This is a genomic window from Brenneria alni (assembly GCF_003666245.1).
Classification (GTDB): domain Bacteria; phylum Pseudomonadota; class Gammaproteobacteria; order Enterobacterales; family Enterobacteriaceae; genus Brenneria; species Brenneria alni.
Genome location: NZ_MJLZ01000042.1, coordinates 1 through 14,773 on the forward strand (window position 1 = coordinate 1; position 14,773 = coordinate 14,773).

The window sequence follows — 14,773 nt, forward strand, 5'->3', positions numbered from 1 at the left end:
TATATTTCCTCAATTCATTAATTATATCATGCAGTTTTACTAACTGCCACACTCTAGTTCACTCAGGGATATATTCAGATTTGTAATTGCATTACCCACATGGAGAAAATTATGAAGTGGCGCAACAATATATCTACTAAAATTATCGAAAGAAACCCCCAAAATGTTATAAATATTCAGGCTGGTTTTGGTCCCACCGGGCTACCCCATATTGGTACCTTATGTGAAGTATTAAGAACAAACATTATAAATAAATATTTGATTAAGTCAGGGCATAAAGTTAATTTTTTTCTAATATCTGATGATCTCGATCCCTTTAGGAAAATCCCCTCGAATATTCCTGAAACAGATAAACTTTCACCTTTTCTTGGCAAGCCTATTTGCATGGTTCCTGACCCATTTCATGAAGTTAACTCATTCGCGGAAATGGCTGAATACCGACTCATGGAACTGGTAAAAGACTACGATATAGAGTGTCAATTGATCAAAAACTCAGATGCATATCGTGGTGGGTTTTATAACGAAACAATTAAATTATTTTTAGAAAAATACGATAAAATAAATAAATTATGCCGTATATCCACTGGGGAAATAAGGCAGAGAACATATAGCATTATAATGCCGTTTTCTACGATAACAGGCAACGTTCTTGAGCATATAAACATTACGAAAATTGATCATCAACGAGGTGAGATCACTTATTTCATTCCTTCAGATGAAGTAGTTAATAAACCAGGTTTTGAATACGGTGTTTCCCTGGCTGAATTGTATAAAGACGAAATTCTAGATCGAGAAATAAAGGTTTCGGCACTTAATGGGGAATGTAAACTCCAGTGGAAAGCTGATTGGGCCATGCGTCAACTTGCAAGAAGTATTGATTTTGAGATGCATGGAGAGGATTTACGTACTTCAGCGTCCGTGGCTGTCAAAATAGCTGAAATCCTTAACTACAAACCTCCCATCTTATATCCATATGGGCTTTTTCTAGATGATAAAGGAAAGAAAATATCAAAATCAAAGGGTAATGGATTCTCTCTGGAAGATGCTCGACTACTGCTTTCTCATACGGCTATCAACAAATTCCTTTCTACAACCCCAAACGCTCTCGTCGCTTTTATCTTGCCATGTCTCCCCATCTTAACGATATGGCTCATCATAACAACAAAAATACAATTAGCCATCACAAGATGGCTCGTATTCTTACTGCCTTTCACCCTCTTAGCAAAACAGCAGCAAGAATATTTCTAGAAAGAAAAGTACCTGTATCGCTCACCGATAAAGAAAAAGCTGAACGTTGTATTGAATTATTTTTTAGAGTGAATAATAGGCCAGTTTCAGGGCTAACCGAAGATGAATTTTCTATTTTCTACAAGTTAATTCAGCGAATTGACTCTTTGCATAATCAATCTCGTTCTAAACTTTGTGATTTTATCCTAGAAGAGTTAACAGAAAACTATCCCGAAAAATCGCGTCGTGAACTTTATCAAGTAATGTACCGTGGTCTTTTTGGTACCGACAGCGGACCACGACTCAAAACCTGGGTATCAATGCACTCAAATGAAGAGATAGCATCTCGGCTAAATAATCCATATAGAGTGAAAGACATTGATCTAGAAAAACATTTCGCTCCGTCACTTAAGATTAACACCGTTATTGAAGCAGAAAAAAGAATGCGTAAACTCACTCTGACAAAAGAAATAAGAATAAATGAAGTTCAGGATCATTGTGATCTTCTAGCATTTGCTCTTCGAGAGAGAAAAAAGAGCATCGTGGAGTCACTTTCCGGTTACCAATGCCAGAACGTTACGCTGGACGAAATCTCTCGTGCTTGTGATTTCCTTGAAAACATTTCTGAGAACAAAGAGTATTTCACCAGAAGAATAAATGGAGTAACGTCATTCCTTCCCCTTAATCAGCCTCTTTATGCCTCTGTATGCTTTGGATTCATTCCGTCTTTGATGGCTGATGATGTCTGTATTCGTCCTCCAACAGCTATGCATGAACATTACAAATATCTGATGAGCGCATTAAACCTACCCAGTTTTTCAAATACTTTACAAATATCATTTGAAGATAAAGACATTTTTCTTAGTAAGCGGATAAATGTTACTGACGCGGTGATTTTTACCGGAACTCCGGAGAATGCCCTAAAGGTCAGAAAACATTTCAAGCGAGACGTATTGTTCATTCTGAATGGTGCTGGCCATAATCCATTGATAGTCTCTGATGATGCAGATCTTCACAAAGCTCTAGACAGCGCTTTAAGAGTAGTACTTTATAATCAGGGACAGGACTGCGCAGGGCCAAACACTATCCTTGTTCATCATGACGTACATAAGCAATTTACCGACATGCTGATTACAGCACTGAAGGCCTGCCAGCATCAAGTTGGGTACTATACAGAAAACAATGTGATTGTGGGTCCCAACAGCGACATAGACCACAGCATAAAAATTGCTTCTGAGTTTCGTACCCATCGCCAATACTGCATCTATGGAGGAGAAACCAATCCTGTTACTGGGATGATTAAACCCACCGTATTCTCAAAGCCATTAAGAGAGGGCGGCAATTACCGTGAGTTTTTCGCACCAGTATTTTTTATACAGAAATATGACCATGATGATGAGCTTGAATCATACTTTTCTCACTCACAATATTCCGGTAATGCGATGTACATTTCGTTATTTGGTTCGAGCAGGTTTATTGATAACAGGCTCAGTTATACGTTACATCACCCAGAAAGCATATTGCGTAACACAGATCTGCATATTGAAGAGCGTGGTTTCATGCCCTATGGTGGACAAGGTTCCTCAGCTTCATGCATCTGGATAAACGGTCAAAGAATTAGCGGAAGTACTCTTCCTCAAAGAGATATCTACAACTACCTTGTTAAACCAGCATTGGAAGCGCAATGACAGAAAATTCCCGTGAATCCCGTTTTACGACACTGAACATGATAATTGCAGCATCCCTTGTGGGGTTGGTTACAGGGTACACACTACCGTTGATCAGCCTGAAACTTGCCGAACAAGGGCACAGCACCGCGACACTCGGTATTCTGGCAGCACTCCCCGCTGCCGGAATGATGCTATCCTCTTTTGTTACGCCATTGTTCAGTCGTCGCCTGCACGCCAGGTATCTTTTATCGGGTAGTCTGATTATCCTTGCCGCGTCAACCGTTGCATCATGCCTACTGTCACACCCTTTTCCACTAATTTTACCCCGATTGCTGACAGGGCTCGCATCGGGAATCCTTATTGTTCTGGGAGAAAGCTGGATCACCGGCAGCGCTTCAAACAAGCATAAAGCTACGTTGACTGGGCTATATACCTCAGTTTTCACAGGGTGTCAGTTGATGGGGCCGTTGCTTATTGCCGCAGGGGAGAATATTCAAATATATGCCCTATGGCTGATTTGTGGCGTGTCCGGCGCTTGTGCACTGATGCTGAAAAATTGCGCCAATATGATTCGAGCGGATGAAAGATCTTCTGCCTCTTACCGGGGTCTTATACCCTTTCTACCTGCGATTGCTTCTGGAGTACTCTGTTTCGCCTTCTTTGATGCCAGCATACTCTCACTATTTCCGCTCTATGGAATGGCACAGGGCTTAGACGAAAAGTCTGCGATATTATTGGTAACGCTCATCTTTCTGGGTGATGCCTTATTCCAGACACCAATCGGGTGGTTGGCGGACAAATGCGGCATCATAAAAACCCATATCGGTTGCGGCATTCTTTTCTGCGTGATGCTGATATTAATTACTTTTTCGTTTTCTTATCCTGTACTTCTGGCTTCAGTGTGCATCGTACTTGGCGCCGTGGCAGGAGGACTTTACACGCTTTCCCTTGTCCGGGCAGGTCAGATATTTGTCGGTCAGCGACTGATTGTGATGAATTCACTGCTGGGGTTGTTTTGGTCTGCTGGCAGCATTTCCGGACCGCTTCTCACCGGTGCTGTCATTACGTTTTGCGGTTACGATGGGTTAATCGCTGTATTGCTTTTAACCGGTGTTTTGTTTGTAAGCATACAGTACATGTTAAGAAAAGAATGTTTATCACGTTCACTGGGCGAATAGTTAAACCTTCACACAACTGCGCAAACGCCCAACAAGCGACGGCATCGGTTAACACCATGGGGTATGCCTCCTTCAGGGTTGAAGAGAGGTGTACCGCGCACAGGCAAGCGACTCAGCAAACAATCCGCACCTATAACGCCCCCGATTTTCGTGTACTAATTTGTGTACTACTTCGGCGTGGTTGACGGTGGTTTTCAGTGGATTTCGCTGGATGCGCAACAGAGCGATTACCCTGTTGAATCAGGAAGCTACAGACTTTGGTGGCTGTCTATAGAAAAGAAATTGGAGCGGGAAACGAGACTCGAACTCGCGACCCCGACCTTGGCAAGGTCGTGCTCTACCAACTGAGCTATTCCCGCCCGGGAAAAGTGACGCACAGATACAAAATTCTGCATCGGTACGGGGTGCGCATTATACGAGAAATACTTTCGACCGCAAGCCCCCGGAAATGAAAAAACGTCTGACTGCCGATAAAAACAACAACAAGGCGGTAAAATGTTCATCCACAAAGACTGATGACCACCGGGTTGGTTTCCCTTTTGGTCATCGTCCAGTAATGCCTAACCCGCTCTAAAGCTGGATGAAATGCTCGCGATAATAAGCCAGTTCCGCTAGCGACTCACGGATATCATCCATCGCCTGATGTGTACCCTGTTTTTTAAAACCGGCCAAAATCTCAGGTTTCCAGCGGCGAGCCAGCTCTTTCAGGGTACTGACATCCAGATAGCGATAATGGAAGTAGGCTTCCAGCTCCGGCATATACCGGAACAGAAAACGGCGATCCTGACCAATACTATTACCACAAATGGGTGACTTTCCCGCCGGTACCCATTTTTGCAGAAAAGCCAGCGTTTCCTGTTCAGCCGCACGCTCATCAACCGGGCTGGCTTTAACGCGATCAATCAAACCGCTGCCGCCATGCGTGCGTACGTTCCAATCGTCCATCAGCGCTAATTGGCTATCCGGCTGATGTACCGCCAAAACTGGCCCTTCCGCCAATACATTAAGATTGGCGTCTGTCACCAGTGTTGCAATTTCAATGATGCGATCCTGTTCAGGATCCAATCCTGTCATTTCAAGATCGATCCAGATTAGGTTATTTTCATCTACCATCGTAGGTATTCCTGTTTGGCCTTGTGCTGTTCCGTTGCCTGTCGTTGACAACGGCAACACATCAAGGCTTAAGTGACCAGCATTAATCAAATAGGGTGTATTATAGTCGATTCAATCGCCGTGGGCGATAATCAGTACCGTGGCGATAATCGTAGTATTAAGTGAGGCTCAGTGAGCAAAAAGAAACTGTCGAAAGGTCAAGAACGTCGGGTGAGCGCCAACCATCAGCGCCGCCTGAAACATGCGGATAGCAAGATCGAGTGGGAGGATAGCCAACTGGGCGAGGCCCAGGAAGGCATTATTATTAGCCGGTTCGGTATGCACGCTGATGTGGAATCCGCCGATGGCGCGCTGCACCGCTGCAATATCCGCCGTACCATAAAGTCGCTGGTCACCGGTGACCGCGTGGTCTGGCGGGCGGGCAGCGAAGCGCTTGCTGGCATCAGTGGGATTGTTGAAGCCGTTCACCCGCGCCATTCGGTGTTGACCCGTCCTGACTTCTATGACGGCGTGAAACCGATCGCCGCCAATATCGATCAGATTGTGATCGTTTCCGCTATTCTTCCTGAACTGTCGCTCAATATTATCGATCGTTATCTGGTCGCCTGTGAAACACTGGAAGTCGAACCGCTAATCGTTCTCAATAAGATCGATCTGCTGGATGAAGAAGCCCGTCAGTTTGTTGATGGCCTGATGGATATTTACCGGGCGCTCAAGTACCCCGTGATCATGGTATCCAGCCAGACAAACCAGGGGATAGAGGAACTGAAGCAGGCGTTAACCGGGCGCATCAGTATCTTCGCCGGGCAGTCAGGGGTGGGCAAATCCAGTTTACTCAATGCCCTGCTTGCCCTGGGTGAAGAACGTATTCTGGTTAATGAGGTCTCAGATAATTCAGGGCTTGGGCAGCACACCACCACGGCGGCGAGGCTTTATCACTTCCCACACGGTGGGGATGTGATTGACTCGCCCGGTGTGCGTGAATTTGGTCTCTGGCATCTGGAGCCAGACCAGATTACCCGTGGCTTTATTGAGTTTCGTGAATATATTGGCAATTGTAAATTCCGGGATTGCCGTCATGAAAACGACCCCGGCTGCGCGATTAATGCTGCGCTTGAACGGGGTGAAATCGCCGCCGAGCGTTTTGATAACTATCACCGCATTCTGGAAAGCATGGCGCAGGTAAAAACACGTAAAACCTTTTCAGATACGGATAACTGACATTTATCGTATCCATCGCTACAATGCGCCGCCTTTATCCCATATTTCATGGCGCATCACTAACCCAAGAGGCTTACTGTGCTGGATAGTATTAAAATCAAACTACAGTATTGGCTTCCCAAAATCTGGCTGACCCGTTTAGCTGGCTGGGGAGCTGATAAACAGGCGGGTAAACTCACCACGTTGGTGATCGATCTGTTTGTCCGTTATTACAAGGTCAATATGCAGGAGGCGCAGCAACCTGATACCGCCGCTTACCGCACATTCAACGCGTTTTTTGTCCGTCCTATGCGGCCTGAAGTTCGCCCCGTCGATCCTCATGCGCACCGGTTGGTACAGCCGGCTGACGGCGTGCTGTCTCAGTTAGGCGCAATTACCGACGGCAGCCTAATTCAGGCTAAAAATCACCACTACTCGCTGGAAGCCCTGCTTGCAGGCAACTATGTGATGGCCGAACAGTTCCGTGACGGTCTGTTCGCCACCACCTATTTATCACCGCGTGATTATCACCGCGTCCATATGCCGTGTGACGGCGTGCTGCGGGAAATGATTTATGTCCCAGGGGATTTGTTCTCGGTGAATCTGCTGACGGCGGAACACGTGCCCAACCTGTTTGCCCGTAACGAGCGCCTTATTTGTCTGTTTGATACCGAATTTGGCCCGGTGGCGCAGATTCTGGTCGGCGCCACCATTGTCGGCAGTATCGAAACCGTGTGGGCGGGAACCATTACGCCGCCGCGGGAAGGCATCATTAAGCGCTGGACATACCCGCAAGCAGGCGAGGAAGGGGCGATTGAACTGGCGAAAGGCCAGGAAATGGGGCGTTTTAAGCTAGGCTCCACCGTGATCAACCTGTTCTCACCCAATCGTGTTCAGTTTTCCGCCAACCTCGATTGCCTCAGCGTCACCCGTATGGGGGAACCTTTCGCAGAAGCGTTGAACGATGGACAGGTGGGCTGAACGTGCGTCTGATTGTCACTTTTCTGCTGGGATGTTTATTATCAACCGCCTCATTGGCCGCTCCGGCGCCCAGCGAGGCGCAGTTGCGCCAGCAATTGCAGCAGGCAGAAGCGAACAAAGGCGCCGCCGATCAGGCTGAGATTGTCGCAGAGCTTCAGTCTGCCCTGAATGCCATGCAGGAGCGTAAAGAATCACGCGAGCGTGCGGCGCAGTATCAGCGCGTCATTGATGATTTTCCAAAACTTATACAGGAACTGCGCCGCCTGATAACGGCAGAGGACGATAAACCGTCGGCAATCCCGAATAATCTATCTGTTAACGAACTTGAGCAACAGCTCCTGCAAACCAGCAGCCAGCTATTAGAGCAGACTCGTCAGCTTCAGCAGGAACAGGATCGATTGCGGGAGATCAGCGATTCTCTGGGGCAACTCCCCCAACAGCAAACCGAAGCCAGCCGTTCACTCAGTGAAACCGAGCGGCGAATCCAGGCTCTGGGTTCGCCGGCTACCCCGCTGGGACAGGCACAGTTATCTGCGCAGCAGGCTGAATCCGCGCTGCGTAAAAGCCGGGTTGATGAACTGGAACTGGCACAGCTATCTGCCAGCAACCGGCAGGAGTTATCCCGCTTACGCGCCGAACTTTATAAAAAACGTCACGACCATCTCGATACCCAACTTCAGGCGTTACGCAGCAGCATCAATAGCCTGCGCCAACGGGAAGCGGAGCAGGCGCTTGAAAAAACAGAGTTACTGGCCGAGCAAAGTGGGGATTTACCCGCGATCATCAGTTCGCAGTTGACCATCAACCGCGAGTTGTCCGTTGCCCTGAATCAACAGGCGCAGCGTATGGATCTGATCGCCTCTCAACAACGTCAGGCCGCAACGCATACCCTACAGGTTCGTCAGGCGTTGAGTACCATCCGCGAGCAGGCTCAGTGGCTGGGTGTTTCTCCCGTATTGGGTGAAACCCTGCGGGCGCAGGTCGCCCGACTGCCTGAGATGCCAAAACCGCAACTGCTGGACAGCGATATGGCGCAGTTGCGCGTACAGCGCCTGCACTTTGAAGATCTGATCAATAACCCGCATCAGGCTGAACAGGAAAAACAGGATGACGGCACGCCACTGACCAGTACCCAGCAACGTATCCTGGCCGACCAACTGCGTACCCAGCGCGATCTGCTGACGTCGCTTATCTCTGGCTGCGACAGCCAAATCCTGGAGTTGACCAAACTCAAGGTCGCCAACAATCAACTGGAAGAGGCGCTGAACGAAACCCGTGAGGCAGCACACCGCTATCTTTTCTGGGTTGCCGATGTTGATCCCATTACCTTTTCCTACCCGTTAAAGCTGGTGCAGGATCTCACCCGGCTGCTGTCGCTGGATACCCTAACCCAACTCAGCAGCGCCATGGTGATGATGGTCACCAGCCGTGAAACCGTGATTCCATTGCTGGGCGCGCTGCTGCTGGTGGGATTCAGTATCAGTTCCCGCCGTCATTACCATGCGTTTCTGGAACGCGCCAGCAGCCGGGTGGGTAAAGTGACGCTTGACCACTTCACGTTAACTCTGCGTACCGTATTCTGGTCAATTCTGACCGCGCTGCCATTACCGGTGCTCTGGGCCGCGCTGGGTTACGGATTACAAAATGCCTGGCCTTATCCGGTAGCCGTTGCTATCGGCGACAGCGTAACGGCCACCGTACCCTTAATGTGGGTGGTGATGATCAGCGCATCGTTCTCCCATCCTCAGGGGTTGTTTATTGTCCACTTCCGCTGGTCGCCCGAACGGGTTGCCAGGGCCATGCGCTATTACCGTCTGTCGATTGCGTTTATCGTGCCCTTAATCATGGCGTTGATCACCTTTGATAAGCTTAACGATCGCCAATTCTCCAATACGCTGGGACGTCTGTGCTTTATTCTACTTTGCATGGCGCTGAGTCTGGTTACGACAGGCCTGAAACGGGCAGGCATTCCGCTTTATCTGGATAAGGGCGGTTCAGGGGAAAATTCAGTCAACCGGGCGATGTGGAACCTGCTGATCTGCGCGCCGCTGATCGCCGCGCTGGCATCCTGTATTGGCTACCTGGCCACGGCACAGGCCCTGCTGGTTCGCTTAGAAAAGTCGGTGTCCATCTGGTTCCTCTTGCTGGTGGTTTATCACATTATCCGCCGCTGGATGCTTATTCAGCGGCGGCGTATCGCCTTTGACCGCGCCAAACATCGTCGCTCGGAGATTCTGGCACAGCGCGCCCGTGGAGAAGATGACTCGCCATCCGGCGCCACGCACGAGGCAAGCTCGGAAGCCATTGAAGAACCGGTCGTCGATCTGGACGCCATTAGCGCCAAATCATTACAGTTGGTTCGTTCTATCCTGACGTTAATCGCGCTGGTTTCAGTGATTATTCTGTGGTCTGAAATTCATTCCGCGTTTGCTTTTATGGAAAACATCAGCCTGTGGGATGTAACCAGTACGGTAAAAGGCGTCGAAAGCGTACAGTCTATTACACTGGGCGCCATCCTGATTGCCATACTTATTTTTGTGATTACCGCGCAGTTGGTGCGCAATCTGCCCGCGTTGCTTGAGCTGGCGCTGCTACAGCACTTGGATCTCTCACCCGGCAGCGGTTACGCCATCACCACCATCAGTAAATATATTCTGATGCTCATTGGTTGCCTGATGGGGTTCTCACTCATGGGCATTGAGTGGTCCAAACTGCAATGGCTGGTCGCCGCGCTGGGTGTCGGGTTGGGATTCGGTTTGCAGGAGATTTTCGCCAACTTTATTTCCGGGCTGATTATTCTGTTTGAAAAACCGATTCGTATCGGCGATACCGTCACGATCCGCGAACTCACCGGCAGCGTTATGCGCATTAATACCCGTGCGACCACCATATCGGACTGGGATCGCAAAGAAATCATCGTGCCGAACAAAGCCTTTATTACCGAACAATTTATTAACTGGTCATTGTCTGATTCGGTAACACGCGTTGTCCTGACGATACCGGCACCGGCAGACGCCGACAGCAAAGAAGTCACCGACCTGCTTATGGATGCGGTTAGCCGCTGCTCATTGATATTGGATAACCCGGCGCCGGAAGCATTCCTGGTTGACTTGCAACAGGGCATTCAGATTTTCGAACTGCGTATTTTCGCCGCCGAAATGGGGCACCGTATGCCATTACGGCATGAGCTTCATCAGTTGATTCTGGAAAACTACCGCAAGCACAATCTGGTGATGCCATTCCCGCCGTTTCAGGCGCGGATGGAAAGTTTATCGCGCAAAGGAAAAACGCTGTCGTCGGCCAGTAACCGGACGTCTGGCAGCTTATAAAAGAAGGATTGGCCGGGCCCCCCGGCCACTGTCAGGAACGCTCGACAGAGAAAGCAATCACATCGCTCAGTCTTTCAGCATTCAATGCCAGCATAATCAGACGATCGACGCCCAACGCCACCCCTGCACAGTCCGGCATACCCTGTTTCAACGCCGCCAGTAAATTCTCATCAATAGGTTGCTGAGGCAAGCCGCGGGCCGCTCGTTTACGGTTATCCTGTTCGAAACGCTGACGCTGCTCATCACTGTCGGTTAATTCACGGAAACCATTCGCCAGCTCAATGCCTTTAAAATAAACCTCAAAGCGCTCGGCCACCCGGTGATCTTCCGTGCTGATTTCAGCCAGTGATGCCTGAGTCGCCGGGAAATGATAAACAAACGCCGGCTTTTCGCGCCCGATATTCGGCTCCACGCCAAAAGTAAACAGCATTTGCACTAATGCATCGCGATCTTCTTCACGGCAGGCAATATCGCCCAGCCCTAACGTCTCCGCCGCTTCGCGCAGTTGAGCTTTATCAACAGAGAGGGGATCAATGTCCAGATGACGTAAGAAAGCCTGCTGATACGAGAGCATTTCCGCACTTTCACACTCCAGTACCTGCTGTAATAAATCGTCGACTTCATTCATCAAGCGGTACATATCATAATGTGGACGATACCATTCCAGCATGGTGAACTCCGGGTTATGGTGCCTCCCGGACTCTTCATTACGGAAACTGCGGCATAACTGAAAAATGGGGCCGCTGCCGGCTGCCAGCAGACGTTTCATGTGGTATTCCGGGCTGGTCATCAAATACAGCGTCATCCCATCTGCAGCACCTGGCCCGACAAAGCGAGTCTGAAACGGACAGAGGTATACATCAGTTACCGTAGCCCGGCTCATCGCTGGCGTTTCAACCTCCAGTACCCCACGATCGGTGAAGAAACGCCGGATAGCCGTAACTATCGACGCACGCTTCAACAAATTAGCGACAGGGGCGCTGGGTTGCCAACTTGTCGTTTCGCTCATGGTTACTACTCCAAAGTCAAACAGGTGGAGCAGTCTACCCGCATCGGGGTTAGCAAACAAAAAAATTTCCGCCATAAATTTTTAACGCTGCCAGCGGCGGGCAGGGATAGCCCGCCATAATAAATCGCCGGGAGCGATTTTAAACGACGCTTGCGGCGGCCCGCAGGGTGGCGGGCAGGGATAGCCCGCCATACATTTATTTCCAGTGAAACATTTTCTTATATCGTCTACCAAAGCGTTATTAAAGAAATAAAAGCATTATTTCTATAGAAATAAACCGTTCGATCACGTTTTTATAAGTTATTTCAGTACACTCTGTAAAAACTGCAAAATGCTGGATCACATCAAATTTCATCTGCTTTTAATTCGGTATAATCATTTCCACACAAAAAATAGAGGTTTATCTATTCTTAATACGTCCTAAAATCATTTTTTTATACAACTTAATGCACTAATAATTAAGCAGATATATAAAGACAGAAATGAATAGAGGTTATTTTTTTATTTTAACTTAATTAACTTAATTAACTGGAGGAATGCAGTGCAAACCTTTAATGCCGACTTGGCCATTATCGGGGCCGGGGGCGCAGGCTTACGAGCGGCAATTGCTGCCGCTGAAGCCAATCCCCAACTGAAAATTGCGCTGATCTCAAAAGTCTACCCAATGCGTAGCCATACCGTGGCGGCAGAGGGCGGATCAGCCGCGGTCACTCAGGATCACGATAGCTTTGATTATCATTTCAACGACACCGTTTCCGGTGGCGACTGGCTGTGCGAACAAGATGTTGTTGAACACTTCGTTAAGCATTGTCCGGAAGAAATGATCCAGATGGAACAATGGGGATGCCCCTGGAGCCGTAAACCTGATGGTTCTGTTAACGTTCGCCGTTTCGGCGGCATGAAAATAGAACGTACCTGGTTTGCCGCTGACAAAACCGGCTTCCACATGCTGCACACCTTGTTCCAAACCTCCCTCAAATACCCACAAATCCAGCGTTTTGACGAGCATTTTGTACTGGATGTTCTGATCGACGACGGCCAGACCCGCGGTGTCGTCGCCATCAATATGATGGAAGGCTCACTGGTTCAGATCCGGGCGAACGCAGTGGTTATCGCCACAGGTGGCGCAGGCCGCGTCTACCGTTATAACACTAACGGCGGCATCGTTACCGGGGATGGTATGGGTATGGCGTTCCGTCATGGCGTGCCATTACGTGATATGGAATTCGTGCAATATCACCCAACCGGCCTGCCCGGTTCCGGTATTTTGATGACTGAAGGCTGCCGTGGCGAAGGCGGCATTATGGTCAACAAAGACGGCTACCGTTATCTGCAAGATTACGGCATGGGGCCGGAAACGCCGCTGGGCGAACCGAAAAACAAATACATGGAACTGGGGCCGCGTGACAAAGTGTCTCAGGCTTTCTGGCATGAATGGCGTGCCGGGCGGACTATCTCTACCCCACTGGGAGATGTGGTTTACCTTGACCTGCGCCACCTCGGAGAGAAAAAACTCAAAGAACGTCTGCCGTTCATCTGTGAACTGGCGAAAGCCTATGTAGGCGTCGACCCGGTTAAAGAGCCGATCCCTATTCGTCCTACCGCGCATTACACTATGGGTGGTATCGAAACCGACCAAAATTGCGAAACCCGCATTAAAGGTCTGTTTGCCGTCGGTGAGTGCTCGTCTGTTGGTTTACATGGCGCCAACCGTCTGGGTTCCAACTCTCTGGCTGAACTGGTGGTATTTGGACGCGTTGCCGGTGAACACGCCGTTCAGCGCGCTCAGGAAGCCTCACCGGCCAATGGCAGCGCATTGGATGCGCAGACGCACGACATTGAGCAACGTCTGCATGCTCTGATGAAACAGGAAGGCACCGAAAGCTGGTCGAAAATCCGCGACGAAATGGGTATGTCGATGGAAGAAGGCTGCGGTATTTATCGCACAACGGACCTGATGCAAAAAACCGTTGATAAATTGGCCGAACTGAAAGAGCGTTTCAAACGGGTGAAAATCACCGACCGCTCCAGTGTATTCAACACTGATCTGCTCTATACCATTGAGCTTGGTCACAGTCTGGATGTAGCGGAATGCATGGCCCACTCCGCCATCAATCGTAAAGAATCCCGCGGTGCTCACCAACGTTTGGATGAAGGCTGCACCGAACGTGATGACGTTAACTTCCTGAAGCATACGCTGGCTTTCTATAACCCTGAAGGTGCGCCGCGTCTGGATTACAGCGATGTGAAAATCACCAAGCTGCCTCCGGCCAAGCGGGTATATGGCGCCGAAGGGGATGCTCAGGATAAAAGCAAGAAGGAGCAGGCGAATGGCTGAGATGCAAACCCTGAAAATGGAAGTCATGCGCTATAACCCTGAACAAGACAGCGCACCGCATTTTGAGACGTTTGACGTCCCATACAATAAGGAGACTTCCTTACTCGATGCGCTGGGTTATATCAAAGATAATCTGGCGGCTGACCTCTCCTACCGCTGGTCATGCCGTATGGCGATTTGCGGTTCATGCGGAATGATGGTGAATAATGTCCCGAAACTGGCCTGTAAGACGTTCCTGCGTGATTATCAGAACGGTCTGAGGGTTGAAGCGCTGGGCAATTTTCCCATTGAGCGTGATCTGGTTGTCGACATGACTCACTTCATTGAGAGCCTGGAAGCCATCAAACCTTACATCATCGGTAACGATCGTAAACCGGCGGATGGCGCGAATAAACAGACTCCGGCCCAGATGGCGAAATACCATCAGTTCTCTGGCTGTATCAACTGCGGTCTTTGCTATGCCGCTTGCCCACAGTTTGGTCTCAATCCTGAGTTCATTGGCCCGGCCGCAATCACACTGGCGCACCGTTACAATCTGGACAACCGCGATCACGGTAAAAAAGAACGAATGGCGCAGCTTAATGGTGAGAACGGGGTGTGGAGTTGTACCTTTGTGGGTTACTGCTCAGAGGTTTGTCCGAAGCATGTCGATCCTGCCGCCGCGATTCAGCAAGGCAAGGTGGAAAGTGCCAAAGACTTCATGATCGCTATGCTGAGACCACAATAAG

Annotated in this window: 10 protein-coding genes and 1 tRNA gene; 8 read left to right on the top strand and 3 right to left on the bottom strand. The window is 49.3% G+C overall.

Going from position 1 to position 14,773, the window contains the following annotated elements; translation table 11 throughout:
* Positions 1 to 111: 111 nt before the first annotated feature.
* From BIY29_RS16080 to BIY29_RS16090, 3 genes are read left to right on the top strand one after another with little or no spacing between them, the layout of a single operon-like run.
* Complete coding sequence (locus BIY29_RS16080; protein ID WP_170158958.1) at positions 112 to 1,248, top strand: hypothetical protein; 1,137 nt, start codon at positions 112 to 114, stop codon at positions 1,246 to 1,248.
* Positions 1,188 to 2,915, top strand: coding sequence for an aldehyde dehydrogenase family protein (locus tag BIY29_RS16085; protein ID WP_170158959.1), 1,728 nt, complete (start codon positions 1,188 to 1,190; stop codon positions 2,913 to 2,915). Before BIY29_RS16080 ends, BIY29_RS16085 begins: the two co-directional genes overlap by 61 nt.
* Positions 2,912 to 4,075: an MFS transporter gene (locus BIY29_RS16090; protein WP_121576082.1), complete on the top strand. Its 1,164-nt coding sequence runs from the start codon at positions 2,912 to 2,914 to the stop codon at positions 4,073 to 4,075. Before BIY29_RS16085 ends, BIY29_RS16090 begins: the two co-directional genes overlap by 4 nt.
* Before the next feature lie 283 nt (positions 4,076 to 4,358).
* Here the strand turns inward: BIY29_RS16090 and BIY29_RS16095 are convergent.
* Positions 4,359 to 4,434, bottom strand: a tRNA-Gly gene (locus BIY29_RS16095).
* Between the two features lie 211 nt (positions 4,435 to 4,645).
* Complete coding sequence (orn, locus tag BIY29_RS16100; RefSeq protein ID WP_121576083.1) at positions 4,646 to 5,188, bottom strand: oligoribonuclease; 543 nt, start codon at positions 5,186 to 5,188, stop codon at positions 4,646 to 4,648.
* A gap of 171 nt (positions 5,189 to 5,359) precedes the next feature.
* Here orn and rsgA point away from each other — a divergent pair, with 171 nt between their 5' ends.
* From rsgA to mscM, 3 genes are all read left to right on the top strand, one after another.
* The gene (gene rsgA, locus BIY29_RS16105; RefSeq protein ID WP_121576084.1) at positions 5,360 to 6,409 is read left to right on the top strand and encodes a small ribosomal subunit biogenesis GTPase RsgA; all 1,050 of its coding nucleotides are present in this window, start codon (positions 5,360 to 5,362) and stop codon (positions 6,407 to 6,409) included.
* 78 nt (positions 6,410 to 6,487) lie between these two features.
* On the top strand, positions 6,488 to 7,369 hold the full coding sequence (asd, locus tag BIY29_RS16110; RefSeq protein ID WP_121576085.1) for an archaetidylserine decarboxylase: 882 nt from the start codon (positions 6,488 to 6,490) through the stop codon (positions 7,367 to 7,369).
* Positions 7,370 to 7,371: 2 nt separating this feature from the next.
* Positions 7,372 to 10,698 carry a miniconductance mechanosensitive channel MscM gene (gene mscM / locus BIY29_RS16115; RefSeq protein WP_121576086.1) on the top strand — a complete coding sequence of 1,109 codons (3,327 nt, stop codon included), beginning with the start codon at positions 7,372 to 7,374 and terminating at the stop codon, positions 10,696 to 10,698.
* Positions 10,699 to 10,729: 31 nt separating this feature from the next.
* Here the strand turns inward: mscM and epmA are convergent, their stop codons facing one another.
* Positions 10,730 to 11,707, bottom strand: a complete 978-nt coding sequence (gene epmA / locus BIY29_RS16120) for an elongation factor P--(R)-beta-lysine ligase (RefSeq protein WP_121576105.1) — start codon at positions 11,705 to 11,707, stop codon at positions 10,730 to 10,732.
* A gap of 541 nt (positions 11,708 to 12,248) precedes the next feature.
* On the opposite strand from epmA, the gene frdA reads away from it, so the two are divergent.
* On the top strand, positions 12,249 to 14,045 hold the full coding sequence (gene frdA, locus BIY29_RS16125; protein WP_121576087.1) for a fumarate reductase (quinol) flavoprotein subunit: 1,797 nt from the start codon (positions 12,249 to 12,251) through the stop codon (positions 14,043 to 14,045).
* The gene (locus tag BIY29_RS16130; RefSeq protein ID WP_121576088.1) at positions 14,038 to 14,772 is read left to right on the top strand and encodes a succinate dehydrogenase/fumarate reductase iron-sulfur subunit; all 735 of its coding nucleotides are present in this window, start codon (positions 14,038 to 14,040) and stop codon (positions 14,770 to 14,772) included. Before frdA ends, BIY29_RS16130 begins: the two co-directional genes overlap by 8 nt.
* Position 14,773 lies beyond the last annotated feature (1 nt).